General features: G+C 30.4%; 34 protein-coding genes. 30 read left to right on the top strand and 4 right to left on the bottom strand.

From position 1 onward, the window contains the following. The first annotated feature begins 22 nt into the window (after positions 1 to 22). Positions 23 to 829 (top strand): hypothetical protein, encoded by an 807-nt coding sequence (locus P4S50_RS20030; protein WP_277734822.1) that lies wholly within the window; start codon positions 23 to 25, stop codon positions 827 to 829. 136 nt (positions 830 to 965) lie between these two features. On the opposite strand, the gene P4S50_RS20025 is transcribed toward P4S50_RS20030, so the two are convergent. Beyond that, entirely contained in the window at positions 966 to 1,139 is a 174-nt protein-coding gene (locus tag P4S50_RS20025; RefSeq protein ID WP_277734820.1) for a Spo0E family sporulation regulatory protein-aspartic acid phosphatase, read from the bottom strand. Positions 1,140 to 1,294: 155 nt separating this feature from the next. On the opposite strand from P4S50_RS20025, the gene P4S50_RS20020 reads away from it, so the two are divergent. From P4S50_RS20020 to P4S50_RS19975, 10 genes are read left to right on the top strand one after another with little or no spacing between them, the layout of a single operon-like run. Next, a complete protein-coding gene (locus tag P4S50_RS20020; RefSeq protein ID WP_277734818.1) occupies positions 1,295 to 2,194 on the top strand; it encodes a terminase small subunit in 900 nt (299 codons plus the stop codon). Then, positions 2,187 to 3,818, top strand: coding sequence for a phage terminase large subunit (gene terL, locus P4S50_RS20015; protein ID WP_277734816.1), 1,632 nt, complete (start codon positions 2,187 to 2,189; stop codon positions 3,816 to 3,818). The genes P4S50_RS20020 and terL overlap by 8 nt, the downstream gene beginning before the upstream one ends. Positions 3,819 to 3,843: 25 nt before the next feature. After that, positions 3,844 to 5,973, top strand: coding sequence for a minor capsid protein (locus P4S50_RS20010; protein ID WP_277734814.1), 2,130 nt, complete (start codon positions 3,844 to 3,846; stop codon positions 5,971 to 5,973). 21 nt (positions 5,974 to 5,994) lie between these two features. Beyond that, on the top strand, positions 5,995 to 7,227 hold the full coding sequence (locus P4S50_RS20005; protein WP_277734812.1) for an XkdF-like putative serine protease domain-containing protein: 1,233 nt from the start codon (positions 5,995 to 5,997) through the stop codon (positions 7,225 to 7,227). Positions 7,228 to 7,241: 14 nt separating this feature from the next. Beyond that, the gene (locus P4S50_RS20000; RefSeq protein WP_277734870.1) at positions 7,242 to 7,607 is read left to right on the top strand and encodes a hypothetical protein; all 366 of its coding nucleotides are present in this window, start codon (positions 7,242 to 7,244) and stop codon (positions 7,605 to 7,607) included. A gap of 13 nt (positions 7,608 to 7,620) precedes the next feature. After that, positions 7,621 to 8,673 carry a phage major capsid protein gene (locus tag P4S50_RS19995; RefSeq protein WP_277734869.1) on the top strand — a complete coding sequence of 351 codons (1,053 nt, stop codon included), beginning with the start codon at positions 7,621 to 7,623 and terminating at the stop codon, positions 8,671 to 8,673. Between the two features lie 47 nt (positions 8,674 to 8,720). After that, a complete protein-coding gene (locus P4S50_RS19990) occupies positions 8,721 to 9,107 on the top strand; it encodes a hypothetical protein (RefSeq protein WP_277734868.1) in 387 nt (128 codons plus the stop codon). Between the two features lie 12 nt (positions 9,108 to 9,119). Further along, positions 9,120 to 9,599, top strand: a complete 480-nt coding sequence (locus tag P4S50_RS19985; RefSeq protein WP_277734867.1) for a hypothetical protein — start codon at positions 9,120 to 9,122, stop codon at positions 9,597 to 9,599. Next, complete coding sequence (locus P4S50_RS19980; protein WP_277734866.1) at positions 9,592 to 10,020, top strand: HK97 gp10 family phage protein; 429 nt, start codon at positions 9,592 to 9,594, stop codon at positions 10,018 to 10,020. The genes P4S50_RS19985 and P4S50_RS19980 overlap by 8 nt, the downstream gene beginning before the upstream one ends. Positions 10,021 to 10,024: 4 nt before the next feature. Then, entirely contained in the window at positions 10,025 to 10,558 is a 534-nt protein-coding gene (locus P4S50_RS19975) for a hypothetical protein (RefSeq protein ID WP_277734865.1), read from the top strand. A 157-nt stretch (positions 10,559 to 10,715) separates the two neighbouring features. Here P4S50_RS19975 and P4S50_RS19970 read toward each other — a convergent pair whose 3' ends face one another. Continuing rightward, entirely contained in the window at positions 10,716 to 11,000 is a 285-nt protein-coding gene (locus P4S50_RS19970) for a hypothetical protein (RefSeq protein ID WP_277734864.1), read from the bottom strand. Between the two features lie 181 nt (positions 11,001 to 11,181). Here P4S50_RS19970 and P4S50_RS19965 point away from each other — a divergent pair, with 181 nt between their 5' ends. The 18 genes from P4S50_RS19965 (at position 11,182) to P4S50_RS19880 (ending at position 24,039) form a co-directional block, all read left to right on the top strand. Then, positions 11,182 to 12,291, top strand: a complete 1,110-nt coding sequence (locus P4S50_RS19965) for a hypothetical protein (protein WP_277734863.1) — start codon at positions 11,182 to 11,184, stop codon at positions 12,289 to 12,291. A gap of 12 nt (positions 12,292 to 12,303) precedes the next feature. Then, positions 12,304 to 12,720, top strand: coding sequence for a hypothetical protein (locus P4S50_RS19960; RefSeq protein ID WP_277734862.1), 417 nt, complete (start codon positions 12,304 to 12,306; stop codon positions 12,718 to 12,720). A gap of 40 nt (positions 12,721 to 12,760) precedes the next feature. Next, positions 12,761 to 13,243, top strand: a complete 483-nt coding sequence (locus P4S50_RS19955) for a hypothetical protein (RefSeq protein ID WP_277734861.1) — start codon at positions 12,761 to 12,763, stop codon at positions 13,241 to 13,243. 11 nt (positions 13,244 to 13,254) lie between these two features. Next, positions 13,255 to 13,434 (top strand): hypothetical protein, encoded by a 180-nt coding sequence (locus P4S50_RS19950; RefSeq protein ID WP_277734860.1) that lies wholly within the window; start codon positions 13,255 to 13,257, stop codon positions 13,432 to 13,434. An 8-nt stretch (positions 13,435 to 13,442) separates the two neighbouring features. After that, positions 13,443 to 15,833 carry a phage tail tape measure protein gene (locus P4S50_RS19945; protein WP_277734859.1) on the top strand — a complete coding sequence of 797 codons (2,391 nt, stop codon included), beginning with the start codon at positions 13,443 to 13,445 and terminating at the stop codon, positions 15,831 to 15,833. A gap of 89 nt (positions 15,834 to 15,922) precedes the next feature. Beyond that, entirely contained in the window at positions 15,923 to 16,525 is a 603-nt protein-coding gene (locus tag P4S50_RS19940) for a DNA circularization N-terminal domain-containing protein (protein ID WP_277734857.1), read from the top strand. Between the two features lie 9 nt (positions 16,526 to 16,534). Continuing rightward, positions 16,535 to 17,542, top strand: a complete 1,008-nt coding sequence (locus P4S50_RS19935) for a hypothetical protein (protein WP_277734855.1) — start codon at positions 16,535 to 16,537, stop codon at positions 17,540 to 17,542. Beyond that, positions 17,542 to 17,964, top strand: a complete 423-nt coding sequence (locus tag P4S50_RS19930) for a hypothetical protein (protein WP_277734854.1) — start codon at positions 17,542 to 17,544, stop codon at positions 17,962 to 17,964. The genes P4S50_RS19935 and P4S50_RS19930 overlap by 1 nt, the downstream gene beginning before the upstream one ends. Before the next feature lie 14 nt (positions 17,965 to 17,978). Further along, the gene (locus P4S50_RS19925; protein ID WP_277734853.1) at positions 17,979 to 18,329 is read left to right on the top strand and encodes a GPW/gp25 family protein; all 351 of its coding nucleotides are present in this window, start codon (positions 17,979 to 17,981) and stop codon (positions 18,327 to 18,329) included. Then, the gene (locus tag P4S50_RS19920; RefSeq protein WP_277734852.1) at positions 18,326 to 19,420 is read left to right on the top strand and encodes a baseplate J/gp47 family protein; all 1,095 of its coding nucleotides are present in this window, start codon (positions 18,326 to 18,328) and stop codon (positions 19,418 to 19,420) included. Before P4S50_RS19925 ends, P4S50_RS19920 begins: the two co-directional genes overlap by 4 nt. After that, positions 19,407 to 19,970, top strand: coding sequence for a putative phage tail protein (locus P4S50_RS19915; protein WP_277734851.1), 564 nt, complete (start codon positions 19,407 to 19,409; stop codon positions 19,968 to 19,970). The genes P4S50_RS19920 and P4S50_RS19915 overlap by 14 nt, the downstream gene beginning before the upstream one ends. 2 nt (positions 19,971 to 19,972) lie before the next feature. After that, entirely contained in the window at positions 19,973 to 21,535 is a 1,563-nt protein-coding gene (locus P4S50_RS19910; RefSeq protein WP_277734850.1) for a phage tail protein, read from the top strand. A gap of 1 nt (position 21,536) precedes the next feature. Beyond that, positions 21,537 to 21,731, top strand: a complete 195-nt coding sequence (locus P4S50_RS19905) for a hypothetical protein (RefSeq protein ID WP_277734849.1) — start codon at positions 21,537 to 21,539, stop codon at positions 21,729 to 21,731. Further along, complete coding sequence (locus P4S50_RS19900) at positions 21,731 to 21,856, top strand: hypothetical protein (RefSeq protein WP_277734848.1); 126 nt, start codon at positions 21,731 to 21,733, stop codon at positions 21,854 to 21,856. The genes P4S50_RS19905 and P4S50_RS19900 overlap by 1 nt, the downstream gene beginning before the upstream one ends. Before the next feature lie 88 nt (positions 21,857 to 21,944). Continuing rightward, positions 21,945 to 22,946, top strand: coding sequence for a S8 family serine peptidase (locus tag P4S50_RS19895; protein ID WP_277734847.1), 1,002 nt, complete (start codon positions 21,945 to 21,947; stop codon positions 22,944 to 22,946). Between the two features lie 15 nt (positions 22,947 to 22,961). After that, positions 22,962 to 23,231 (top strand): hemolysin XhlA family protein, encoded by a 270-nt coding sequence (locus tag P4S50_RS19890; RefSeq protein ID WP_277734846.1) that lies wholly within the window; start codon positions 22,962 to 22,964, stop codon positions 23,229 to 23,231. Positions 23,232 to 23,246: 15 nt separating this feature from the next. Next, positions 23,247 to 23,480 carry a holin gene (locus P4S50_RS19885; protein ID WP_277734845.1) on the top strand — a complete coding sequence of 78 codons (234 nt, stop codon included), beginning with the start codon at positions 23,247 to 23,249 and terminating at the stop codon, positions 23,478 to 23,480. After that, entirely contained in the window at positions 23,473 to 24,039 is a 567-nt protein-coding gene (locus P4S50_RS19880; RefSeq protein ID WP_277734844.1) for a M15 family metallopeptidase, read from the top strand. The genes P4S50_RS19885 and P4S50_RS19880 overlap by 8 nt, the downstream gene beginning before the upstream one ends. Positions 24,040 to 24,122: 83 nt before the next feature. On the opposite strand, the gene P4S50_RS19875 is transcribed toward P4S50_RS19880, so the two are convergent. Further along, positions 24,123 to 25,307: an RCC1 domain-containing protein gene (locus P4S50_RS19875; protein WP_277734843.1), complete on the bottom strand. Its 1,185-nt coding sequence runs from the start codon at positions 25,305 to 25,307 to the stop codon at positions 24,123 to 24,125. A gap of 505 nt (positions 25,308 to 25,812) precedes the next feature. Beyond that, positions 25,813 to 26,019 (bottom strand): hypothetical protein, encoded by a 207-nt coding sequence (locus P4S50_RS19870; protein WP_277734842.1) that lies wholly within the window; start codon positions 26,017 to 26,019, stop codon positions 25,813 to 25,815. Between the two features lie 464 nt (positions 26,020 to 26,483). Between P4S50_RS19870 and P4S50_RS19865 the strand changes: the two genes are divergently transcribed. After that, on the top strand, positions 26,484 to 26,651 hold the full coding sequence (locus P4S50_RS19865) for a hypothetical protein (RefSeq protein ID WP_277734841.1): 168 nt from the start codon (positions 26,484 to 26,486) through the stop codon (positions 26,649 to 26,651). The last annotated feature ends 164 nt before the right edge of the window (positions 26,652 to 26,815 follow it).

Raw genomic sequence — 26,815 nt, 5'->3', positions numbered from 1 at the left:
GTCTATTGAATCAGAATCTATAGTGTATAAAAATGAGTTGTATAATATATGGAGAGAACAAGCACCAGGGATTTCAAGCAAGATAAGAGTGAAAAAATATGATGGAACTAAATGGGTAGAAGTAGATAATGGCGCGCTAAATTATGATTCTTCTCAAGACGCACGACAGCCAAATGCATTAGTATATAATGATGAGTTATATTTTACTTGGCATGAATATAAAACAAATAATATAGCGCAAATAAGAGTAAAGAAATATAACGGAAGCAAATGGGTTGGAGTGGATAATGGATCATTAAATTATGATTGTAAGAATGGTGCTAGTGCCCCTGTAGGTGCAGTACTCAATGACAAGCTATATGTTGCCTGGATTGAGAAACAGAGTGTAAGAATGAAATATTATGATGGAAGTAACTGGATATATGCAGACGTTGGACCGTTAAGCTATGATACTTCTGAATATGATGGTAGGCCTAAAATTGTAGCATATAATAATGAAATATATGTTACTTGGTATGAATATAATGGTAGTAAATGCAACATAAGAATGAAAAAGCTTGTTAACAAAAAAGATACAGGATCAGAAAAGTCTAAGCCAAACAACAAAGGAGATAGAGCCTTACTAAGAATCACAATGGAAGAAGGAACAGAAAAAGAGTACGATATGACAATTAAAGAAGTTAATGACTTTATAGATTGGTATAATAAAATATCAACACCATGCTATACAATAGAGAAAGAGTACAATATAGGACCATTTGAAAGTAGAAAAGATTACATAGTTAGAGATAAGATAGTATCTTTTGAGGTAATGGAATATAATAAGTAAATATTAGTATGACTATGAGGGTAGGAATTAAGTTTCCTGCCTTTTATTTATGCTAATATTTAATGCAAAAAATATAGAGAATAAATAGTTAATAACACAACAGGTTAAATCTGATTTAGCTTAGTAAGCTAAATTACTATTTTCTAATTTTGTCGTACTCTGATAGTAATTGATCAAGTAATTGACTTAATTTTATTACTTCTGAATCTAGAAGATTAAAACCTTTGTGTTCTATTAAATCATTTAACATATTTCTAGTATTTTCAATTTCAAGCTTGATAGAATTTAATTTGTTATTATAATTATCCATTTTACATTCCCCTTTTCTTTTGCATGATTAGTTAGATTTAACCTGCTGTGTTATAGAAAATATTAATGGATAAATTCATAATTGGAAAATATTGTAGAAACTTAGTATTTAAAATAAAACAACTCAAATAAGCGATTAGGGCTGAGGTGGTGATGATGGCAAGAGCAAGAAGTCCAAATAGAGATAAATCTAGAGAAATATATCTTAATTCCAAAGGATCAGTAAAGTTAAAAGATATAGCAGCAGAGTTAGGAGTTAAAGATTCTCAAATTAGAAAATGGAAAAGCCAAGATAAATGGGATGATGAACTAAAAGGAGCGTTACCAAAAGTCAAAAGTAACGTTACTAATAAAAAAGCTACTAAAAAGGAACAAAAGAAAAAAGAAGCTAAGCAAGAAATAATTATAGATGATATAGATATAGAAAATAATAATTTTACTGAAAAACAACGATTATTTTGTCTTTACTATATAAAAAGCTTTAATGCAACTATGTCAGCTATAAAGGCAGGGTATTCAAAAGAAAGTGCTCATGTCCAAGGATCTAGGTTGCTAAGCAATGTTAAGATTAAAGCAGAAATAAGAAAACTGAAAGGAGCCATGGCTCAAGAGTTGTTTATTGATGCTATGGATGTAGTTAATAAATATGTAAAAATAGCTTTTGCAGATATAACAGACTATGCTGATTTTGGAAATGAAGAAGTAACAAAGATTGATAAAGAGACAAATAAAGAAAATAAATATATCAAGAACTTCTTTCACCTTAAGGATAGCTCTATGGTAGATGGAACAATAATATCAGAAGTAAGACAAGGAAAAGAAGGAGTATCAATCAAACTATTAGATCAAATGAAAGCACTTGAGAAACTTGAAAAATACTTTGATTTATTCCCAGATAAGTTTAGACGTGAGATTGAAGAACAAAAGCTTAAGTTGAGTAAAGAAAAATTAGAAATAGAAAAAACAATAAAGACTAAAGAAAATGTAGAAACTAAACCAGAAGTATTAAATGATAGTGAATTAGATGATTTGTTGGAAGATGATATAGATGACTAAAGAAGAAAAGAAGCTACTCATCAAATACTTAAAAAAACATTTCAAGAGAAAATATCCTAACACATGGGATGAAGAGTTAAGAAAATATCTAAAAGATAAACCTTTAACTGGTTGCCATGGCATAAGAAGAAAACTAGGATATATGGACCTTGAATACTTTGGAAAGGCATATTTTCCTCATTACTTTAATAGAAAAACTCCACGATTTCATAGAGAACTAGATGATATTTGGAAAAAGGGAGTCATAAAAGTAAAGGATGGAGTTAAAAGAGCAGTTGCAGCTCCAAGGGGTCATGCAAAGTCAACTAATCTAACTTTTAAAGATACCATTCACTCAGTAGTATATGGTTATAAACACTATATTTTAATTATTTCAGATTCATCGGATCAAGCAGATGGATTCTTAGGAAATATTAGAGATGAGTTTGAGGACAATAAACTTATACAAGAGGACTTTGGAGAATTTAAAGGACCTGTATGGAAGAATAGTGTACTTCTTACCAAAACAGATATAAAACTTGAAGCATTAGGAGCAGGGAAAAAGGTCAGAGGTAGAAAACATAAAAACTGGAGACCTGATTTAATAGTCCTGGATGATATAGAAAATGATGAAAATGTTAGAACTATAGAGCAAAGAAAGAAACTAGCTAACTGGTTTTATAAAGCAGTATCAAAAGCTGGTGATGATTACACAGATATAATCTATATAGGGACATTACTTCATTATGATTCACTACTAGCTAAAGTATTAAGTAATCCAGCTTATAAGTCAAAGAAATACAAGGCTGTAATCCAATTTGCTAAAAATAAGGACCTATGGGATACATGGGAGAATATATTTATAGATTTAAGTAATGAGAATAGAGCAGAAGAAGCCTATTCTTTTTTTATTGCTAACAAAGATAAAATGCTAGAAGGAACTCAGGTCCTTTGGGAAGATAAGTTAGACTATTATGATCTTATGGTTATGAAAGTATCAGAAGGAGATGCATCCTTTAATTCAGAGGAACAGAATGAACCTATAAATCCAGATGATTGCTTATTTAATGAAGAGTGGTTTGATTATTACAATGAAGCTGCCATGGATTTTAAAGAAGATAGATTTACATTCTATGGTTTCGTAGATCCATCACTTGGAAAATCCAAAACAAGTGATTATTCTGTAATAATAACTATAGCAAAAGATACTGAGACAGGTTATATGTATGTAATTGATGCAGATATAGAGAGAAGACATCCAAGTAATATAATTGAAGATATCTTAGAAAAAGAAAACTGGTTAAGAATTACATTTGGTAGAGGTTATACTTTATTTGGAGCAGAAACGAATCAATTCCAGTGGTTTTTAAAAGAAGAATTAGCTAAAACAAGTGCAAGTAAAGACTTATATCTTCCTATAGAAGAAGTTTATCAAACGTCTGATAAAGTAATGAGGATACAAACATTACAACCAGACATAAAAAACAAATATATAAAGCTTAATAAAAGACATAAGCTTTTACTTGAACAATTAAAGTTTTTCCCAATGGCAGACCATGACGATGGACCAGATGCACTTGAAGGATGTAGAGCTATAGCTAAAGGTAGTAGTGATGTATTCTTTGCCATGGCAAGTGAAAGATAGGAAAAGAGGGAGGTGAGAAAAGATAATGGGACTACTTGATTTTTGGAAAAAGAAAAGTAAAGATGATGAAAATGTAGGATTTTCAATTCAAATGAGAAGTGGAATTTCTCACCCATTTGGAATATTAGATAACTATATACCACTTGATGCTGAATATGAATTATATAAAACCATGAGAGAAGCTATTCCTGTGTTAGATACTGCTGTAAGTAGAATAGTAAGACTTGTAGGAACGTTTGAAGTTGAATGCAATAATGATAAGGCTCAAAAGGAACTTGATGAATTTCTTAAGAGTATAAAAGTTAATTCTAATCAAAAAGGTATACATAGTTTCATTCAAAGTTATTTAGATCAGCTCATTGAATGTGGTAATAGTGTGGGAGAGATCGTATTAAATAATGCTAAGAATGATATATGTGCCCTTAGGAATGCTGATATAAGAACTATAAAGCTTAAGAAAACAGATAATCCACTTGAAAATGCAATATGTCAAGTACAGCAAGGGCAAATGGAACCTGTAGAACTACCGTATCAAGATCTAATACTATTTACTCCACTTAATCCCGAAGGAGATAGTTCTTATGGAGTTTCTTTATATAGAAGTATGCCTTTTATGACAGGTATACTTTTAAAGATATTTAACTCTATGGGTCTTAATTGGGAGCGATTTGGTAACTTAAAATACAGCGTTATAATGAAACCTCAAAAAGATTCTTTAAATGGAACTCAAGTAAAGGAACGTATTAAGATTATTGAAGAATCATTTAGAAAAGCCATGGAAGCTAATAAAAAAGGAAAAGCAGCAGACTTTTATGGTATAGGAGATATAGAAATAAAGGTTATAGGTGCTGATAATCAGATATTAGATTCATCTGTTCCAGTAAAACAAGTTCTTGAACAATTAGTGAGTAAGACTGGACTTCCACCTTTTCTTTTAGGTTTATCCTGGTCCACAACAGAAAGAATGAGCCAACAACAAGCTGACTTTTTAACTAGTGAGCTTGAAAGCTATAGGGGAGTTATTGAGCCAGTTATAAAGTACATAATTGATAAGTGGAAAACTGTAACAGGAAAGGACTTCTCATATGAAATTATATGGGATGATATTAACCTTCAAGATTTAGTTGAAATAGCTAGATCAGAACTATATAAACAACAATCAGAAGGTAAGAAAATAGAAAATGCAATCAAAAAGAGAGATGAAGGGATAATATCACAAGAAGATGCAGCAATAGAACTTGGATATGAGAAAGCATATAAAGAGGTGACTATAGTAGATGATACAAATTTAAATAATAGTCAAAGTAATAAAGTATTAAAAAATGCCATGGCAAATGAGGACATATCATTGAAAAGTCCTTTTAATTCTACTCCAGAAGATGAAGAACAGTCTCAAATTGAAAAAGATACATTAAAAGGATATATGAAATGTATTAAAAGGCTAGAAGATAAAATATTATTATTAGTTCCAGAGCCTACAGAAGAAAAAGGATTTAATAAAACTAAAGATATACCTGAAGATTATAAGAATAAAGTAGAAGAAGCAGTAGATCAATTTGTAAGAGATATGCTTGGAGAGGGTGACAATAATAATTATGGTACTTATGGGACCTATCTTCTAAATGCTTTTGCATATGGAATAATAAGAGGTAACAATACAGCTAAGGAAGAACATGGAGAAGAAGGTAGAGAAAATAATAGAGAAAGAGCCAGTTACAATCATTCATATGTCCAGGAACTTTTAAACAATGGTATGGAATTGGTAAAAACAAAAGCCAAAGAGAAAAAGGAAGAGATACTAAATATAATGGCTGAACATACATCTGTAGGAGATAACCCTAACGTATGGGCTAGAACTTTAAGAGAAGAATTCAAAAATACTATTTCAGGTGAGAAGTGGTATTGGGAAAGACTTGCAAGATCAGAATCAGCCATGGCTATAGACAGAGGAGAAATGGCTGAATATAAAGCAGAAGGTTTTTTATATTGTGAATGGAGTGCTGCTCCTGATGCTTGTCATATATGTAGGAGTCTTAATGGTCAAATGTGGCATATAGATGATTCACCAAGAGTAGTAGAAGATACACATCCGCATTGTAGATGTAGAAAGAAACCTAGAACTAAAAGGCAATATGATGAGTATATGGTAGCTTAAATATTTTAAGGAGGTGATTATATGGCTAAAAGTAAAGCAGAGTTACAAAAATCAAGAATGAATCTTAAAGCTATGGTTGAGGTTAAAGGTGCCATGGAAGGAGATAGAATCTCTTCTAAAGACTTAGAAAAAATTAACCAATACACTAGAAAAGAGCTTACATCAGAGCAAGTTTATATCTATCCTATTATATTAACAAGTAATGATGAAGATAGAGAGAATGAGTATTTTGACAAGAAAGATTTAAATAAACTATCTAAATTATTCATAGGTAAGACAGGTATATTTGATCATGCTTGGAAGAGTGGTAATCAACATTCTAGAGTTTATAAGTGTAAAGTTGAAGTAGTAGAAGGAGAAACTAACTTCAAAGGTGATCAGCTATATGTTCTTAAAGCTTGGGCTTATACAATTAAACAAGGAAATGAAGATTTAATAGCCAAGATAGATGCTGGAATATACAAAGAAGTTAGTATAGGCTTTAGTACAGATGATTTAGAGTGTAGCATTTGTGGAAATAGTTTCTTTGATTATTCAAATTGCAAGCATTGGCCAGGAGTAGAATATACTAACAATGGAGTAACTGATATTTGTAGACTTAGAATGAAAGATCCAACAGATGCTTATGAATTTAGCTTTGTATCTGTACCATGCAATACTGATGCTGAAACTACGAAAGGTGTAAAACTTGAAAAAGATGAAAGAGTTAAAGAAAAAGTAAAAAATCAGAAACACGAAAAGAACTCGGATGATAATACACCGAGTATTTTTTATGCCAAAATTTCAAAGAGGAGTGAAAAAGGAATGGAATTTTTAAAGAAAATGGTTGAAAAAGCTAAGGGAGAAAATGCAACAGAAATAAATATTCCTATAGCTGATATAGAAAAAGATTTAGAAATTTATAAAGAAGCTATTCAGAAAGCTGAGGATGCAGAAAAAGAAAAGAATGCAGCAGAGGACAAAGTGAAAGACCTTGAGCCAAAAGCAAAAATGGGAGATCAATACATTGATGATGTGAAAAAAGAATGTATCAGACTTGGTAAGATGGCAGAAGGTGAAGCTTTTAATGAGCAAGTAATGGAAAAGGTCTTTGATAAATGTGATATTGAAGAACTTAAAGGATTTAAGTCACAGTATGAAAAGAAAATTGATGAAAAGTATCCTCCTACTCCTCAAATTAAAAGTCGAGAAGAAGATACAGATGAAAATAAAACTATAGTAAAAGAAGCTGATAACAGCTCTTTTAAAATGTAAGGAGGAAGTAAGTTATGATAAACACTGAAATGATAGGATTTGATGGAGCAGGAAGTCTAGATATTACATTTGCAAGTGAATTAGACTCTACAGCAGAAGGAAAAGCAGCTAAAGTATCAGCAAATAAAAAGATTGTTGTACCATCTGATGATGATATTATTCATGGAAAAATAATTAAAGTTGGAAAAGATGGAGCCTCAACAGTTCAGATAAAAGGATATGTAGAATTCGAGTATTCTACAAGTACAGTTCCTACAGCTGGATATTGTAAGCTTCTTGCAGATGCAAGTGGAGGAGTTAAGGTAGATGCAACAAACGGTAGAGAGTATCTTGTTTTATCAATAGACACTGCAAATAAAATAGTAGGATTTATATTATAAGGGGGGAACAAATATGGCAAATACAGCATTTGATAACTTAAGATTAGAAAAAGGAATGTATAAAGAAGCCATGAGTAAAGGAAAGACATTTACTCAATACTTAGAAGACGTGGATTCAAGTAAAAATTATGATGATGGGTTAGATGCATTTGAAAGACAACTTAAGAGATTTGATATTCATATAAAAGGAAAAAATGCTAATGTAGTTGAAAAATTCTTTGCTACAGATGATAGTGCTATCTTATTTCCTGAATATATATCAAGAACAGTACTTACAGGACTTGAAAAAGCTAACATTTTACCAGCTATAGTTGCTACTACTTCTAAAATAGATGCTGATACATATAAGAGTATCTATATGGATGATGGAGAAGGTTCTAAAAAGAGAAAACAATTAAGACGTGTAGGAGAAGGCGCCTTAATACCTGCAACTACTATTAGAACAAAAGAAAAGGTAACAGATATATTTAAATATGGTAGAACATTAGATGTAACTTATGAAGCTATAAGAAGAAAAAAATTAAATGTAATAGAAATATTCTTTCAACAAATAGGTAAGCAGATAGCACTTGATATGGCTTTTGATGCTATAAATGTAATTATAAGTGGAGATGGAAATAAAAATGCAGCTGATATATTTACTCTTGGAGATGAAACTATAGGAGGAGCCTCTGGAACTCTTACATATGATGAATATATTGCTTTTTGGGCTGAGTTTGATCCTTACGAAATGAATACTGTACTTGCTCCAAAACTACAATTAAAAGACATATTAACTTTACCAGAGTTTAAAGATCCACAAGCAGGGTTTACCTTCCAAAAGGATGGTAAGTTAATATCTCCACTTGGAGCTAATCTAGTAAGATCAGATCAAGTGAAAGATTTAGGAATAGATGGTATTGTAGGGTTAGACAAAGGATTATGTCTTGAAGAAGTTGTTGAGCAAGGTATAACAACAGAATCAGATAAGATAATCGATAGACAAATCGAAAAGACAGTAATTTCTCGTACTGGTGGATTTAATAAGTTATTCCAACCATCAGCAAAAGTACTAAAGTGGAAGTAGGGGCATATAGCCCCTTTTATTATGGCCATGGCTAAGGAGTGATATTATTGATTGTTGTAAATTCAGAGAGGATAAGAAGTAAGGCTAAATTAGATGAGGAATATATAAAAGACATAGAAGATACTATACTTGAGCAAATACCTTTTATTAAATCAAAGATAAAAGAAGAGTATTTGAATACATCAGATGAAAGTATAAAGACTATTATTAACTTAGGAGCTCAAGAGATAATCTTGGGTGAAGTTTTAAAGGATTATGCTAATGATGAAGATGATTCAACAAGTATTGGAATAAGTATTATAAAAATAAATGAGAATAGTTCAGTAAAAACAAGAAGTCAAAGAGCAAAAGACTATATAAAGAGTGGATGGGAAAAATTAAATCCTTATTTGAAAACTGAATCTAGTTTTTATTTTGGTAGTTCTGTGTATTAAAGGGGGAGAGCCATGGCAAATCCTAAAAAAGCTAAAAGGATATTTGATAAAAATATAAATAGATATGGGCAAAGTACGATACTTCATAAGGCTTCAAAAGGTCAAAGATGTCCATGTTTCAATCAGAATACAGGTTATTGCAATCCGCAGTGGCATAGAGATAACCCTAAAGCTCCTGAGTGTGATGAAGAAGGCTATATAGATGCAGGGTTTGAAGATATAGAGGTTAAAGCTTTCATATTACCTAAATCAGATTTAGATAGAAAAGTGATAAATGAAGCTGTTCTTTCTCAAATAGGTATACTTGATAAAGATGATTATATGTATATAGGTAAAACTGATATAGATATATTGAATTTAAGCAATACAGACTATTTGATATATGAGAATAAGAGGTGGCAAATACTAAGCCCTGATACTTATAAATTGGGGGATATATCTATTGTATATGTAGCAAGGTTGAAACCTCTTGGAAGTGATTTATATGAGTAATGTGTATGGACTTGATGAGGTTTTAAGAGAACTTGATATGATGGCTGATGAAACAGATGAGGCCATGGATGAAATAGCTAAAGAAGTAGCTACAGAGATACTAGATGAAGCTATAAAAAATGTGGATGGAGCTAATAGAAGTATAGATAAATATAAGGGTAAGCTAATAGAATTACCGTATCCAGTTAGATCTATAACAGGAACTTTAAAGCGTTCTCTTAAAATAAAGAAGTTAGGTAATGGCAAATATAAGGTGTTTTCTGATTCTACAATTTGTAATTATAGTTGGTGGATTCATGAAGGTACTAAAAAAATGGAAGCAAGACCATACCTTGATGATGCTGTAAGGAATGTAATGGATACTAGAAAGTATATAGAGATAGCAAATAGTATTATAGAAGATATATTAGATAGAAGGTGATTAAATGGATCACAATTCACCATTAATAAGTTGTAAAAATGATATAAAAGCTTTTCTAGAGTCTAAATTTGATTATATAGATATTAAAAAAAGTTATATAAATGAAAAAAGAGACTTACCTCTTAAAAAAACTTTAATAACTATTTCAAGGGGTAAGGCTAGTGTTAATACTATTGCCTTCTCAAATTACTTGTCAGATCAATATGACGAGGAAAACAATGAAATTGTAGAGACACAAGCTAAGCAACTAACCATATATTATGATTTGCATATATGGAACAGTACTTCTCCTAAACTTGGAGGAGAGGAAGAAATAGAGAGAATACAAGAACAATTGCAAAGTATCGTTGAATTTGAAAGTAATGCCATGGCTGATAAAGGTATTACTTTTTTTAGTTTTCAAGAAGGAACTGCAGTAGAAGATCCAGATGATAATAATTTATTTCATTCAAGATGCACTCTTGAAATTAAGGTTTTATGGAAGAAAGAATTTAGATTTGAGGTCATGGATGAGATAGTGAGCCATGGCGAGATATAGTAAGGATAATTTCTTATATTTAGTAATTTTATAGTAAATTTAGATAGTGTATATGGAAGAATTTAAGGAACCGTTTGATAAGATTAAGAGATTATGTAGTTAAATTAAAAAAATACTAAATTAATAGTGTATTAGTTGTATAAATATAACGGTTTTATTATGGTACCCACACCAAAAGAAGACTATCAATTGAAATAACTGCAATAAATATATTTAAAGCAATAAAAAGAGTATTTATTTCTTTCATGTTTTTACTCAAAGGAGGTTTATCATCATCTTTAATACCAACTAAATAGTGAGCCAAAACTAAAACAAATGATATAAATGGAGTACGAAAAAAAGTTGGTATGTCTAGATAAGTAAAATCTATAAATTTAGATATAGCAAATACTGCATTAATCGCTGAAAAAGAGGAAACTATAAATAATTGTTTTTTATACATTATACAAATTCCTTTCTTTAATTTAATATGATTTTTTATATCTTATGTATTATACCATATTATGTAATTATATTAAAAATTTAGACAGACTTGTTAGTGACAAAAAAGCGTATAAAATGAAAGGAGGTGGATTTAGTGAGAGGTTTGTTGCTGTTTTACATTCTCTCGCTAAAGATAATAGATGACTATACCAGATACTCAAAGAATTGGAGTTTTTAGTGAATCAACAGTATCAAAAGAAGTTATGGGCTTTCCTGGAACTTGCCTACCTATAGGAATAGTAGCAACTGTAAATCAAACTGTATATACAGAATCTACTACGAAGGCTCATGCAATACAAATTAAAGAAGATGCTTATACTTTGTTTGGAAAAGATAGTGAAATGTCTAAGTTAGTTGAAATTGAAACATTAAGTGGAGTAAATAAGCTTGTATGTGTTCCAGTTTTAAAAACTGAGAATAAAGAAATAAGTGTAGAAGAATATAAAGAAGCTCTTAATGTTTTATATAATGAGGAAGCTGTAAAGATAGTTATAACTGATACTACAAAAGCAGATGTTCATTTAGAAATTAGAAATCATTGTGATAAAGCTTCAAAGAATAGAAAAGAAAGACGCTCTCATTTAGGTGTAGAGAAAGATTTAAACGTGTCTTCTACCGTAGCATTAGCAACTCCTATAAATAATGGAGGAGTGACTTTATGGGGAAGTATTCCATTATCAACGGATGGAACTACTAATGATAATTCAATTTACTTAGCAGCTGCATGTGCAGCTCAAGATGCTTTAGAGCTAGATCCTGCTATGCCAATACATAATATAGAACTTCCTAGAGACTTGTTTGGAGGGTTATATAATAAACTTGATGATACTGATTTAGAAGCTTTATATAGTGGAGGTATTTCAGCTTGTAGAAGTATAAACGGTAAAATTCATATAGATAGATGGGTTTCTACATATACAAAAGATGATACAGTTTCTCCACTAGTAGCAGATGATAAGTTTCAAGAAGGTACAGTTATGAAAGTTAAACAACATATAGATGAAGGTCTTAGAAATAGACTTAGTACACTTCATCCTAGAGTTAAAGCTTCTCCAAAAGCCATGGGAGAAGTTAAGTCAGATGCTTTTACGTGGTTAAAAGGACAAGAGGAAAAAGAAATTATAGAAAATCCTAATGTCTATAAAATAGAAAGACAACCAGATAAAAGAAGTAGATTCCATGTTTATTATAATTATGAAATTGTATTACCTTTAAATACAATATTCTTGCATGGTAAAGCTTTAGTTTAGGAGGTGATTTAATTGAAAATAAATTTACAGCTATTTGCTGGTATACCAACATCAGATGATATATATTTCCGTATAATCCATAATGGAGTATCTAAAAAGGTAGCAATTGTTGAAAGTTATAAGAATAGTAAAAAGAAGGATACAAAAACTCAAGATGCATTTGGAGAAAAAGAAGCAGTTGCAACGTATGGATCAAAGACTACTTATGAATTAGACATATCAAGAGCCTATGCTACAGATGAAGCTATAGCAGATGGAATATATCTTGATGAATTAGAGGATTTTGACTTTGTAATAGAAAAGCCCGATAGAACTGAAACATACAGCATGTGTAACTGGAGCGAGGTTTCAGAGGATGGAAAACTTAAAGATAAGGTAACTGAAAATATGAGGTTTACTGCAGCTAAATTTAATAGAGTTAAAAAATAGGGATAGTCTTATGACTATCTCTTTTAATTAGGAGGTTTTTATGGGTATTCTTGCTAATCTAAGAAATGGAATTTGTAAGCATATAATAACTTATATTCCAGGAACTAATATAAAGGTGGCTCTAGTGCAGCTTAATAATAAAACTATTGTCACATGTAGAGAGAAAGCCATGGCATATATAACTAAACATACCGTGGATGCAGATACAGCAGATATTATTTTTAATACATATGTATTAGAAAAAGCTATGAGAAATCCTGAGAACTTAGACGAAGAAATAAGTGAATTTGATGAGATAAATGAGAATCTTACCACTACAGAAATATATGAACTCCATTATAAATACTTAGAGGTTCAAAATGGAACTAGTGAAGATATAGAAGAAATGACAGAGGAAGAACTTGAAGAAATAAAAAAAAACTTAGATCAGATACTACTGAGCGACTTAGATGGAGAATTGCAAACCATTTTAAGATACTTCCATCAAATGCTGACTTTAAGAAACTTACCTCAGGACAAATAACTTGGATCTATATGAATTTAATGATAGACCAAGATGAAAAAATAGAGGGTATGTGTAGCAAATGTAAAGAGGATATAAAGAAAGATACTTGCACTCGTTGCGGTGAAGTTATGGAATCTGAAAGAGCATTTGTAAAAAATAGTTCTTTTGATGAAAGTAAATTTAAAGCCATGGCTGAAGATGGAGAGTAGGTGAATATATGGCTAAAGATAAAGAAGTAAGTTTTATAGTAGATGCTAAAAACAAAGCCAAAGGACCTTTATTAGAAGTTAAGAGAGACTTTGAAAATGTAGAAAAAAGTGCTTCTAAAAGCTTAAGAGAAATGTCTACAAGTTTAAGAAAGGCAGATAGTTCTATATATAAATTTTCTAATAGATTAAATGGTTTGGATAGAATAGCAAAGAGAAGTTTTCAAGGTGCATCAGGGGCAGCTGCTTTATATACTGCTACGACATTAAGGGATTTTTCACAGCTAAATGACGGAATAAGTAAAACTAATACATTATATCAGCAAACAAAACAAAGCCAGGATAAAATGTTTAGAGATGCAATAAATATAAATAAGCTTATTCCTGCAGACTATACAACAATTACTCAAGGATTTTATGATTCTATTTCATCAGGAGCTGATCCAAAATATGCATCTATGACAACTAGAAAATTTGGTATAGCATCAGTTGGTGGTGATACAGATATTCCTGTAGTTACTAAAGCTGCCATGGGAACTATGAATGCATTTGGAAAAGAAATAAAAGATTTAGATCATATACTAGATGTTCAATTTAGTACAGTAAAGAATGGTATCGTTGAATATGAACAATTAGCATCATCCCTTGAAACAGGTGTACTTAAATCAGCAGATAATGCAGGTGTTTCTATTGAGGAGTTATATGGATCCATAGCTGGTATTACTAAAAACTCTATTCCAGCTAATGTTGCTGCAACTTCTCTTGTACAGTTGTTTAATAAGTTTACAGATGCTAAAGCTATAAAAGGCTTTAAAGAATTCGGTGTAGATATACAAGACACCGCAGGACATACTAGAAAATTAACAGGTATATTTAAAGATTTAAATGAACAATTTGAAAAACGTGGAATGACTAAAGAACAAAGAGCAGGATTCCTTAAAAATATTCTTGGTTCTGATGAAGCAGTAAGGGCATTGCAACCGCTTTTAGGTGATTTAAAAGAATTTGATAGAATACTCGGAGAAATGAATAACTCGGATGGGGCTGTTATGGATGCTTATGGAGATAGACTTGAAAGTATGGGTACACAACTTAAGCTTTTGTGGAATAACTTTAAAATCTATGGTATGGAAAGTATCTATGCCTTAAGCCCTTTGTTAAATGCATTAATGGAACCTACTATTAAAAAGCAAAAGTTTACAGTTCAAAAAATGAATTTGGAAGATAAACTTGAATTTGAAGATGATCCTACTAATAAGGCTATGATTAAGAAATCTATTGCACTGCTTGAAACTCAAATTAAAGATATAGATTTAACACCAGTTGAAAAGTTTAGAGATGGTTTAAAAGAGGGTGTGGAACAACTTGAAAAAATAAATCCTCCACTAGCTAAGTTCTTTGATAGTATAGGAAGTTTTTTACTGAATTATGTTGGAGATGATGAAAATGCAGTAACTTACAGAGAGAATGCCAAGTTAGTTGGTAAAGGAATTGTAGGAGGATATGCTTTTAAGAAGGTTATCGATGCCATAGCTTGGTTTAACACTAACTTTGGCAATAAAAAAGGAGAAAAAACAGGAGAAAGCCTGGCCAGTACAATAAAAACCATGAATATCAATGCAAATATAGTTAATGTATATGGAAATTCAGTTAATAGTAAAGGAAATAATTTCAATCCTAAACCTTCTAATGTAATGCCTTCACCAGGAGGAAGTTTAACACCTGTTCTTACTGGAATGGCAGGGTTAAAGCTTGGAGAAACTGCGATAAAACAAATGATGTTAAATACTCCTAAAGTAGGTCAACTTCTTCTAGAAGGAACAACAGGTAAAGCAACAGGAACCATTATAACGGAAGCTATGAAAGAGGGGGCTATAAGTCTAGCAGAAGTAGGAATAGGAGGAACTGCAATAACAACAGCTTTAAGTGCGGCTGGGCCTTTGATTGCAGCTGGAGCCTTTACCTTAGTTATGTCAGCTTTGGAGAAAAAAATTAATCCAGAAGGTAAGAATCCTATTATAGATAGTAAAACAGCAGCAAGAGAAAATATGAGAGGTAAGGAATTAGCTGATTCAATATCTGCTTATTTATCTATACATCCCAAGCCACAAACGGTTAAATCTTATAAGCCGAACTACTATAATAAAAAAGATACTATTATTAAAAGGGACATTAGTTCTCAAAAGATAAAAGAAGATATTTCTAACATGTTTAAGAAGGATCTTCTGCTTAATACTTCTCTTAACACAACCAATACAATAAATGTTCCTAAACCTACATTAAATGCAAATATTTATATAGATGGTTCTAAGCTTGCACCAAAAAGAACTGAAATTACTTATGAGAATATAGGAAAACAAGTAGAAAGAAATTCTAGAAGATATTCTGGTACTACTAGATAAAAATTAATATCACACAAACACCTACTATATTAAGTTTATAATTTGTTTTATCAAAAATTGCAATGAAAATACAAAAAGGTGGTGGTAAAATGGATAAATTAAGCCCTTTAAAGTATAAAAACTATATATGGCAAGTGAATCCAGCTACCTATAAAATTAATTTTGAAAAGAATACAGCTGTACATCATTATCCTTATACAAATATCAATGAAGTAGATGATATGGGTATGAAACCTAGAGAAGTATCTGGAACAGGTGAATTCATAGGAAAAGGAGCATATGATGAGTTTAAAAAGTTAGCAACTGCATTTTATAACACAGGTCCAGGAACATTAATTCATCCTATATGGCAGATTCAACAAGCTATATTTAATAAATTAGAAGTGGAGCAAGAGCCTACACCTAATTATGTTAAGTATAGCTTTTCTTTTATAGAACATATTCCAGATAATGTGGTTGAAGAGTTTGATAAAGGAATGTTTATTCTAAATGATACAAATACTGAGGGGGAACCTATTGATAAGTATGCAAAAAAGGAATCTAAAGTAGAAACCAAGACTCATACAGTTAAAAAAGGGGAATGTTTAAGCTTGATTGCTAAAAAGTACAATAAGCCATGGAGAGATATAGCTGACAAAAACAGTTTGAAAAATCCTAATTTAATACAAGCTGGACAAAAACTTATAATTTAGGTGATACATATGTATGTAGAAGTTGAAAGTTTAAAACATAAAAAGAATTATAAAATAAAGCGGATGAGTGAGTTTGATATAGAAACAAGCTTAGATATTCCAGCAGATCACTTCAATATCGTTATAGAAAACCCTGTAGGAGCTGATGGAAAAGGCATGAATACAGGGATATTTACTTTTAATGATATATTCACTATAAAAGAGAATGATAAAGTTATTCTTGATGGAATTTCTGATGATGTAGATGAGTCATGGGATGAAAATTCAAATAGAATTGAAATTGATGGAAGAGACAAGAGTTTATTATTGCTTGAAAATGATGCAGTTCCTCAAACGTATAAGAAGATAAAGTTTAGTACGCTTTTAAAAAAGATTGCACAGCCTTATGGTTTTAATAATTTCAAAGTAAACTCTAAATTTGATAAGACTCTAGATAAAGTTGTTGTAGATGTAGGTATGAGTGAGTGGGATGTAGTATCTCAACAAGCTAAAAAGTGTGGTATGTGGCTCTGGTGTACTCAAGACAGTACAATAATTGCTGATGTACTTAACTATAAAGAAGATGCTATTTATACATTTACTAATGATATGAGTATAAAAAATGCTATTAGAGTAAAAAGATTCTCTAAAAGAAAAAGAGGCGCAGATGTTAAAAGTGAAGTATGGATAAGAGGACAAGGTAAGAAGAAGTCTTTCACAAGTAAATACTTAGATAAGGTATTATCTTCTTGGGGAATAAAAAGAAGAATGATTTTAGAAAATGGAGAAGCTAAGAAGTTAAGCCATGGCCAATCTGTAGCTAAAAGAAATGTTGAAGAAAGAAAAAGAGGTACTCTTGAGATAGAGATAACTATAAATGGGAAGTATGATATACAAACTAATAAAACAGCTTGGGTGAAAGATTCCGTTACAGATACAAACGAAACTTTTTTTATTGTAGGAATTAGACATAAGAAAAATAACAATGAAGGTAATGTGAAAATAATAAGGCTTAGACCTCTATGGGAGGGATTGTAATGGATAGTTTCAGAAGTTCAAGAGAAAGAGATAACAATAGAAATGCTAAAAATATAGCTGAAATAGCAACTGTAACAAGTAGTGGAAATGAAGTTAATGCAGAGGGTGCTGGAGAATATAGAGAAGTTCCTCTTATTTCTCCTTTTGGAATTAAATATAATCCACCAGCTAACACAAATATAGAACTTATTAAGAATTGGAATAGTGGAGAAAATGCGGCTTGTTTAGGAGTTTTACTAGATGAAGAAGTTAAAAGCAAAATAGAAGGTACTATAAAAACAGTTAATGATATTGCATTAGATCCTGGAGAACTTCTTTTATTTAGTTTGGGTGGAGCTATGCTTAAACTTAGTAATGATGGTGCTGTACTAATTAACAATCATTTCAAGATAAACAAGGATGGTACAACTGAAAGAATATAAAGAAGGTGGTTAAGTTGATTGATTATAAGTTAGAAAACAGAGATTTAGTTAAAAAGGGTTATAGTGATATACAGACAGTTAAAGGAATAGAAGCTAAAAAGCAAAGTATGATGATAAGGCTAACAGTAGAAAGGGGTAGTTTTATTTATGATGAGACTCTAGGAAGTAAAATAAAGTTACTTTACAGAGAAAAACCTTCTAGAGTTGCTGCCATGGCTGATTTATATGTTAGAGAAGCATTAAAACCTGAAAGTGATATAGAAATAAAGAAAGTTGAAGTTAAATGGATAGACAAGAAAAAAATATTAATTCTTGTCTTTTTTAATTGGAATGATATTGAAGATAAGTTGGAGGTGGTAGCTTGAGTAATAGTTTAATAGAAAAAGACCACTCTCAAATAGTCAAGGAGATGCTTGTTGAGTTTGCTAATGAATTAAAAACAGATAGTATTTCATCAGCATCAGATATAGCAATAAGAGCTAAAGTATATGCAAATCAGATTGAAGGGTTTTATTACAATCAAGCCTTTATTTTAAAACAAACTAATCCAATGACAGCTACAGGTAAATACTTAGATAGGTGGGGTAAATCTCTAAATGTAGGAGAGAGAAAAAAAGACACCAATTCAGTTGGTAATGTAATAATGGGTAGGAAGGCTGCTTCTGATAAGGATCTTACTATTAAAAAAGGTACTATGTTTTCTACTGATGAAGAAATCTATGGGAAATTAATTACAGGTATTACGAAAGAAGATACAGTTTTAAAAGCTGGAGAATTAGAAGTTTCTATATTAAGTGAAACAATAGAAGTTGGAGAATATACTAATGTTCCTCCAGGAAGCTTTATAGTACTCAATAATCCCCCTACCGGAATAGAGTTTGTAAGAAATGATAAATATTTCAAAGATGGTACAAATAGAGAAGATGATGAAACATATAGAAGTAGATTTGAAAAAGAAAAATTCTATGGAACTGATGATGCCTTTGCAAAAAGAGCAAGGGAAGTTGATGGGGTTACATTCGCCAAGACATTAGAAAATAACAGAGGACCTGGAACAACAGATATATTAATATCTACTGTTAGTGGAATACCTAGTGATGAATTAGTTGCAAAAACATCAACTCACGTTTTAGCTAAAAGACCTTTATGTTGTGACTTAGGAGTAATTAAACCTAATTCTCAAAAGGTTAATATTGAAATAAATGTAGAGTTAAAAGAAAACTTTACGCTTGAAACTGAAATTGAAAATATAACTGTACTAGAGAGAATAAAACAAGCTATAAGAACTTATTTTAAAGTGGTTGGTATTGATGGTGTGATAAGAAAAATGGGTGTTTCTGATTCAGTATATAGTCTTGATGAGGTTGTAGATGTTGAAGTTATTTCTCCTATTAAAAATATACACCTTGACAATAGTTCTATAGCAGAAGAAGGTGTCTTTAATGTCTCAGTATGATTATAAACAAATAATTGAGAGTCAACTTCCAGAAGGGATTTATAAAGGTAATTCCATTGAAACTAATGCAGTAGGGAACACATTAAATAAAATTCAAGCTGACTTGGATATGACTGAGAAAGAAGTTAATCCTTTGGCCATGGCAAATACAAACCTTACTCGTTGGGAAAGTTTTTTTAAACTCCCTTCAAATATACAAGATGATGTTCAAATAAGAAGAGCTAGAGTAATTTCAGAATTTATACAATATATGTCGGATGAAAATGTAATAAGAAAAGATGAAATGGAAGCAATAACAGCTCTTTATGCTGATAGCAGCGAAGTAATAGAGCACTTCTCACAGTTTTTATTTGATGTAATTCTAAAGGTTACAGGAGAAAATACTATTCCTATAAGTATAAAAGAGGTTTGTTCAGTAATACAAAGGATAAAACCCTCATGGACAAGTTACACTCTAGGCATAGATTTCAAAATAAAAGATAGTAATTTAAATATAGGAGTACTTTCAATATCAGGAGAAGAAATAACCTTATATCCGAAAGGGGTGTAAATGTGAGTGTAGAAAAATACTATACAATATTAACTAAAATAGGCAAAGCTAGTATTGCTGATGCAACTACTACAGGTAAGAAAATAGATTTTAAGTATTTAGCATTAGGTGATGCTTTAAATGAGCCTATAGAGGAACAAGAAAGCTTAGCACATGAAGTTTGGAGAGGATCAATAGGAAGTATAACAACTGATGAAACAAATGAAAATTGGATTATATTAGAATCTGTTATCCCTTCTGATGTTGGAGGGTTTTCTATAAAAGAAGTCGGAATATTTGATGATTCAGATAAACTACTAGCAGTTGGAAAGTTACCTGAAACTTATAAACCTTCTGTAGATCAAGGTACTTCCAAAGAGTTAAAAATAAGAATAATTTTAGAAGTATCAAATACATCTCCAATTAATTTGCAAATAGATACTTCTGTTGTTGTAGCTACCAAAAAAGACATTGAAACATTACAAAATACAGTAACAACACAGATGGATAATTTAACGCAGGATATAAACAGTGTTCGAAGCGAAACAACTGAGCAAGTAAATCAATTTAAAACTGATATTCAAGAGTTAGACTATAATGTTTATCAATTAAATCTACAACAATATTATGATGGAAAATATCCAGTTAAAAGAGGATTTTTTTATGACGGATTCATTAATTCTAATGTCATAGATAGCTTACATAGTACAAAGGGATTGCTAAATACAAGCAAAAAGGCTTTATATTTTAATAACTCTGTAAGCACAATGTCAGTAGGTGGTAATATGGCTAAACAATTTGGATATAGTTCTTCAAAGGATAGTAGATTAGCACAAACATTTAGTATATCAGAAACTAAGACTTTGCAAAGTATAACAGTAAGACTAGCATTACCTGGTGGATCTACAGCATCAGATAGTGCTAGAATAAAAATATACCATACATCATCATCATCTACTAGATATCCTTCATCATATATTGCTAGTTCAAGTAATACAGTTGCTTTAAGCGGATTACCTACTTATGGCGGATACGCTATGATGCCACAAAGAACATTTAACTTTAGTAACTTAACTCTATCACCAGGTAGATATTCATTTGTAGTAGAAAGAACTGGAAGCTACCCTTCTTCATTTAGTGGGGTTTGGTTGGCTTGTACTAGCAGTGACTCTCTTGCAAATGAAAGGATGACAGTGCAAGAAGGCGGCTCATGGAATAGCAAATACAATGATAACTATGATGTAGAATTTACAGCTAGATTCGCTTCACCTATAGAAACTAAAACATATCAGACTAAAGTTCAAAATTTTATAAATCCAGTATCTAAAGTGGTGTTATATATAAAATATACTAAACATAATAATGTTACACTTACACCTTCAATATCTATAGGGGTATCAGATAGCTTCAAAATCATGACATTAGAGGGTAGTCCATATGCTGTAGATGGTGGGACAGAAGCAAAATATACTTATGAATCTGCTACACCACATACTAGGGTGAAATTTAAACTACAGATAACAGGAGTTGATACTAGTTCACATGCTACTGTTAATGAATATGGTTGTATATTTGGGGTGATATAATATGAAAAAAGTACATATAAGTTCTAATTGTGTTGAATATATAGATACAGAACAGGAATTGGAAGCTAAACAACTAGAAAAGGATAAAGACTTAATTATAGACAATCTATTACTTGAAAATGCTACATTAAAACAGCAATTACAAGACTTGCAAAATATGGTCGACACATTAATATTAAAAGAGGTGATGGTATAATGAGAGATTGGATTATTAGATACTGCAAAGGTATGCTCCAGAGAGGAAAAACAAATGAGGATATGCAGAAATTAAAACATGTGGGTTTTATTACACAAGAGGAATATCAAGAAATAGTTAAATAGTTTCTAAAGGTAGATTTAACAACGTTAGGACCACAAAGAAGGGTTCTTTTTTTATGCCCTTCTTCAATTTTAGGGAGGTATTTAAAATATGAATGAACATCTATTAAAAAATAATAAAGAAGTATTTGAAAAACTGAATATCTATAATTGGCATAAGGAAGGTATAACAGGTAAAGAAGTTAATGTAGCTATAATTGGATATGGTGGAGTTATGAAAGAAAAAAAGCCATGGCTAACTAATGTAAACACTTCTGATGATGGAGGAAGTTATCATGATGGTGATGAGCTTATTAATGCAGTTGCTCCAGATTCAAAAATATATAGCATTAATATATTTAAAGGTGGATGGAATTTTGAAGAAGCACTTAAATGGATATTAGAACATGATATAGATATTGTGTGTACTTCTATTAGAAAAACAAGTTGGTGTAAAGAGGAAGAAGAAATATCTAAAAAGCTATATGAAAGAAATACTATTATGATAGATTCATCTGACAACGAAGGAAAAGAGGACAGTATAGCTTATCCTGCACAGTCAAAATATTGGTATGCTGTAGGATCCTATAGTGAGTTTTTAAATGGTAGAGCTGGATATGTAAGCTATGGAAAAGAATTAGATATACTTTCATATACAGGTTTAGCGGTACATGCAGATGCAAACCGTATAATACCTATTACTCATACTAGCGGTACTACTCAAGCTGTATCTGGAATGGTAGCTCTATTGAAAGAAGCTTATAGAATAGATAATACCAACTTTAAACAGTACATAAAGGATAATAGTTTAGATTTAGGTTCTAACAGTTGGGATAAAGAGACTGGTTGGGGCCTTTTTAAGTTGGAGGAAAAACCTAATATTGATAAAATTAAACCTCCTATAAAAGAAGATCTACAAGAACAGGAAGAAGGTCAGAACATACTTGAAAACACTAAATTCAAGGATATTAACAATCATTGGGCCATGACAAATATACAAAAGGTTGTTGATGCGGGGTTAATGAATGGATATGAAGATGGAACATTTAGACCAGATGATTATCCCACTAGAGCAGAATTAGCAACAATTTTAGTTAGAGCTTTAAAGCTATAGGGAGTAGGTGCATATATGAACAGTGCTACTTATGTAGATGAAATTTGCATAGAAAAACATAAGCATATAGAGCAAAAATTAAAAGAGCACGAAAAAAGACTGGATGGTCATTCTAAAAGGATAGATGATTTATGCGAGGATGGTAGAGAATATAAAGTGCAGATACAAAATTTATGCAGACAGATAGAAGATTTAACAAAAACAATTAAATGGTTTATGGGATTATTAGGTGGAAGCTTTGTAGGCTTCTTTTTTTATGCAGTTCAACAAGGAATATTTAAATAATAGGAGGGTTTATTTATGAATAATAAAAAAATAAGAAACTATGGATTATGGGTAGCTGTATTATCTTTATTTGTACCAGAAGTTGTTAAGGCATTACATACATACAATATAAATTTGATTCTACCTGAAAACTATCAAACTTTAGTTGAATATGGATTAAAAGCATTAGTTTTAATGGGGGTCATATCTAATCCAAAAGAAGGTAAGTGGTTTAAAGATACTGAAAAGGTAGGTGCTGAAAATGAGTAGAAATTTAAATGATTTACATCCGTATGTTAAGCACTTGGCTGAGAAGTTCATAGCTGAATGTAAGAACCATGGCATAGAAGTATTAATATACTGCACATACAGAAGTAAAGAAGAACAAAATAAACTTTATGCTCAAGGAAGAAGTAAGTCGGGTACTGTAGTTACAAATGCAAGGGGAGGATATTCATATCATAATTATAAATTGGCTTTTGATTGTGTACCTATAATGGGAAGTAAAGCACAATGGGGAAGAGCTGATTTATATGAAAAGATGGGAGCTATAGGTAAATCTATTGGACTTGAATGGGGAGGAGACTTCAAAAGTATCAAAGATAGACCGCATTTTCAGTGGGATGGAGGATTCACACTTAAGCAATTAAGACAAGGATTATATCCTGCAGATCCTAGACAAAAAACAAAAAGTGAATTTGAGATTGCTATAGATAAGCTAGTTGAAAAGGGGGTTATTAATAGCCCTAATTACTGGATAAACAATGAAACTTATAAAACAGAATATGTTCAAACTTTAATAAAAAGAGTTGTAAAGAAAATAAGATAGTCCCTTGGGACTATCTTATTTTTATAACCTTACACTATATATACATTTGTTATAAATATGATTAAATTTTATATTTTGAATTATTAAAAAGTAGGAATTATAGTTGAAACCTTGAAATTAGATAACTCTTTTCTTGGAACTAGTGACATACCAGGGCCATATTTACCATCTATTTGCCATCCCCATAAAATTAATGTCCCATCATCCTGAATAGCTACGCTTCCACAAGAAGAAGCATAAACATTTACTATAGGTTTATCATTATTACAATTTATTTGTTTGAATGTTTCATGATAAGGTGTATTTCCTGTACCTATTACTCGAGTTTTAAGAAATCCATCACTTTTCATTTCTGATTCATCATCAATTGTACCTTCATTATTGCCTAATTGTCCAGCACTAGTATCACCTATACAGTATAGTTTACCGTTAGAATCAAGTGCTATTGCATGATCATCTCCAGCATCTAATTTTATTATATTGTTTAAGCTATAGTTTAAGTTGATGTTTACAGGGATTTTGCTGAAATTAATGTCTTCTGTTGTACAAGTAGCAACTTGTCCATTATTAAACCAAATAACATAAAGGTCTTTATAATATAGATAGAAAATATCTTTTACATTAGATAGATTAGTAATATACTCACCATATAATTTTGGATTGTAAATACTTACACTATTATCTTCTAACAATTTTAAACGATCAACTGATTTTTTAACATTTGCTTTAGTGGAATATGGTGCAGAATACTGAGATGCAATATCTTTTAAGTCAAATGTTTTGTTGTATCTGTTGAAGCGAACTTCTTTTCTAACTTGATCCATCGTCTCAAAGATTAATACACAATTATAGTTATTTGATAATGGAGCTTTTTCTATTTTTTTAATATTAGTTGCTATTTTTATAGAGTTTTCAAGGTTTATATCACTTGAACCACTATTATCGTTTCGATATCTTAATATAGAATATAATGAACCATCATTTTTCAAAAAGAATAGCATTCCATAATTACATCCAGATATAGATAATCCATCATAACTTGATACTTCTTTTACGTTGTTAATATCCGACTTTTTCCATCCATTTTCATCACAGAAGAAAAGTTCACCATTTTCATTTAATGCAATATTTGTAGGTGTTCCTCTAGATATAATAGAAGCAAAAGTTTTTAAGGATGAGTCTTGGGAAGCAGCAAATACAGATGTGCAACTAAAAATTAAAAATAAACAACTAATAATAATTGCTTTAAATTTTACAAATTTTTTCATTTATTTATCCTCCTTTTTTATATGTAAAAAATAAATCTAAGGAAAATTATACCGCATAATGTATTATTTTGTCAATAATGTAAAATATTTATTAATAATCTCCGAATACATTTTTTATTAAAATTTTACTAGTGATAAGAAAATTGATTTTGTTTTTATTTTTTTATAATCTTTAATAGCAGATTGTATATCTTTCTTTTTTTCAATGGATAAATAATTAGAGTTATATTTTTATTTATTTTAGAAAGGAGAAGTATAATGGCAGGTCAAACTTTAGCATATGTTACGAATGAATTTGATACGAGTGTATCAGCAATCTAAACATTAGACAATACAGCAGTTGATACTATAACTGTTAGAGATAGTCCTTTTGTAATGGTAATAGCAGCAATTACTAAATGTAAACTTTTTAGAGAAATTAAATTTATAGGTTTTGAAAAATATATTATAAGCTTTAATTAAAGATTAATTAAAAAGGTAGCTTTAAAGCTACCTTTTAAATATTCTAATCTAAGAACTTTTCAATTTCCTTATTAGCCATCATCCATTCAGTTTTTATCTTCATATTTTTATAATCTTCAAGTTCTTTAAGCATTTCTTTTTTCTCATCTAAAGATAAATATTCCAAGTGATTTTCAAGATTGTTTTCTAACTGATTAATTGAATTTTCTAATGATTTTAATAGTATTTGAAGTTGATTATTTCCAAACATAAAAATACCTCTATGGAATAGTTTTATATTTAGATTATTGCAATGTAATGTTAAAAAATTTCATTTTAAACTATTTTTATTTTTTGATGTATAAAAAAATACTAAATAAATTTAGTGAAATATTATTATTTTATACATATATAGGCTATAATGGAAAATGTGAATGTTGAAAGGAGTGGTAAAAATGGAAATAATTAAAGGTTTCGTAGATACCTTAAAGAAAGATTGGAAATCAGATATGGTATTTATAGCTATAGGTCTTATACTTGCATTTTTTGCTAAGAAAATGTTTTTTTAAATTCTAATTTTGATATATAATTTTCTAGATTATTCTTAAACAAGAGCAAATAAATTTCATATTGTATGTAGCTGATTATGCTTTAGCATAAAAAAACTTCATGGCTCAATTTTATATTTTTAAAGAACTAATGTTCTGGTATAATTAAAAATAGAGGTGAGGATATATGGGGATAAGGACTAATAAAATAGATAAAGAGTTCGAAGAAGAGATTACAGAGAAAGATTTAAAAGTTATGCTTATTGCTGAAAAGTTTCTAAGAGAAAATGGGTTTGCTCTTATGAAGGAATTCGAAGATACAGTTAGTAAAATAGCTTGTATAAATAATAGATAGAATTTAAAAATACATATATAAATGAAAATACACTACTTATAATATAAGTAGTGTATTTTTGATGTTGATATAAAGATTCTTTGCACAGAAAATAATTATATCACAAAAGATATAATTAGACAGAAAAACTTAAAAACCTTTAAATTATTTTGAAATTTTACAAA

It is taken from the genome of Tepidibacter hydrothermalis (genome assembly GCF_029542625.1).
Classification (GTDB): domain Bacteria; phylum Bacillota; class Clostridia; order Peptostreptococcales; family Peptostreptococcaceae; genus Tepidibacter_A; species Tepidibacter_A hydrothermalis.
This window is presented reverse-complemented; position numbering and strand designations above follow the sequence as displayed.

Coding starts and splice junctions, on each gene's coding strand:
- P4S50_RS20005 (WP_277734812.1), top strand. CDS start 5,995: ATGGCTAAAAGTAAAGCAGAGTTACAAAAATCAAGAATGAATCTTAAA.
- P4S50_RS19885 (WP_277734845.1), top strand. CDS start 23,247: ATGAATAATAAAAAAATAAGAAACTATGGATTATGGGTAGCTGTATTA.
- P4S50_RS19865 (WP_277734841.1), top strand. CDS start 26,484: ATGGGGATAAGGACTAATAAAATAGATAAAGAGTTCGAAGAAGAGATT.
- P4S50_RS19975 (WP_277734865.1), top strand. CDS start 10,025: ATGGATCACAATTCACCATTAATAAGTTGTAAAAATGATATAAAAGCT.
- P4S50_RS19930 (WP_277734854.1), top strand. CDS start 17,542: ATGGATAGTTTCAGAAGTTCAAGAGAAAGAGATAACAATAGAAATGCT.
- P4S50_RS19970 (WP_277734864.1), bottom strand. CDS start 11,000: ATGTATAAAAAACAATTATTTATAGTTTCCTCTTTTTCAGCGATTAAT.
- P4S50_RS19895 (WP_277734847.1), top strand. CDS start 21,945: ATGAATGAACATCTATTAAAAAATAATAAAGAAGTATTTGAAAAACTG.
- P4S50_RS20010 (WP_277734814.1), top strand. CDS start 3,844: ATGGGACTACTTGATTTTTGGAAAAAGAAAAGTAAAGATGATGAAAAT.
- terL (WP_277734816.1), top strand. CDS start 2,187: ATGACTAAAGAAGAAAAGAAGCTACTCATCAAATACTTAAAAAAACAT.
- P4S50_RS19890 (WP_277734846.1), top strand. CDS start 22,962: ATGAACAGTGCTACTTATGTAGATGAAATTTGCATAGAAAAACATAAG.
- P4S50_RS19980 (WP_277734866.1), top strand. CDS start 9,592: ATGAGTAATGTGTATGGACTTGATGAGGTTTTAAGAGAACTTGATATG.
- P4S50_RS19905 (WP_277734849.1), top strand. CDS start 21,537: ATGAAAAAAGTACATATAAGTTCTAATTGTGTTGAATATATAGATACA.
- P4S50_RS19915 (WP_277734851.1), top strand. CDS start 19,407: ATGTCTCAGTATGATTATAAACAAATAATTGAGAGTCAACTTCCAGAA.
- P4S50_RS19900 (WP_277734848.1), top strand. CDS start 21,731: ATGAGAGATTGGATTATTAGATACTGCAAAGGTATGCTCCAGAGAGGA.
- P4S50_RS20020 (WP_277734818.1), top strand. CDS start 1,295: ATGGCAAGAGCAAGAAGTCCAAATAGAGATAAATCTAGAGAAATATAT.
- P4S50_RS19955 (WP_277734861.1), top strand. CDS start 12,761: ATGGGTATTCTTGCTAATCTAAGAAATGGAATTTGTAAGCATATAATA.
- P4S50_RS20000 (WP_277734870.1), top strand. CDS start 7,242: ATGATAAACACTGAAATGATAGGATTTGATGGAGCAGGAAGTCTAGAT.
- P4S50_RS19945 (WP_277734859.1), top strand. CDS start 13,443: ATGGCTAAAGATAAAGAAGTAAGTTTTATAGTAGATGCTAAAAACAAA.
- P4S50_RS19985 (WP_277734867.1), top strand. CDS start 9,120: ATGGCAAATCCTAAAAAAGCTAAAAGGATATTTGATAAAAATATAAAT.
- P4S50_RS19880 (WP_277734844.1), top strand. CDS start 23,473: ATGAGTAGAAATTTAAATGATTTACATCCGTATGTTAAGCACTTGGCT.
- P4S50_RS19875 (WP_277734843.1), bottom strand. CDS start 25,307: ATGAAAAAATTTGTAAAATTTAAAGCAATTATTATTAGTTGTTTATTT.
- P4S50_RS19870 (WP_277734842.1), bottom strand. CDS start 26,019: ATGTTTGGAAATAATCAACTTCAAATACTATTAAAATCATTAGAAAAT.
- P4S50_RS19940 (WP_277734857.1), top strand. CDS start 15,923: ATGGATAAATTAAGCCCTTTAAAGTATAAAAACTATATATGGCAAGTG.
- P4S50_RS20025 (WP_277734820.1), bottom strand. CDS start 1,139: ATGGATAATTATAATAACAAATTAAATTCTATCAAGCTTGAAATTGAA.
- P4S50_RS19950 (WP_277734860.1), top strand. CDS start 13,255: ATGAATTTAATGATAGACCAAGATGAAAAAATAGAGGGTATGTGTAGC.
- P4S50_RS19935 (WP_277734855.1), top strand. CDS start 16,535: ATGTATGTAGAAGTTGAAAGTTTAAAACATAAAAAGAATTATAAAATA.
- P4S50_RS19965 (WP_277734863.1), top strand. CDS start 11,182: ATGACTATACCAGATACTCAAAGAATTGGAGTTTTTAGTGAATCAACA.
- P4S50_RS19995 (WP_277734869.1), top strand. CDS start 7,621: ATGGCAAATACAGCATTTGATAACTTAAGATTAGAAAAAGGAATGTAT.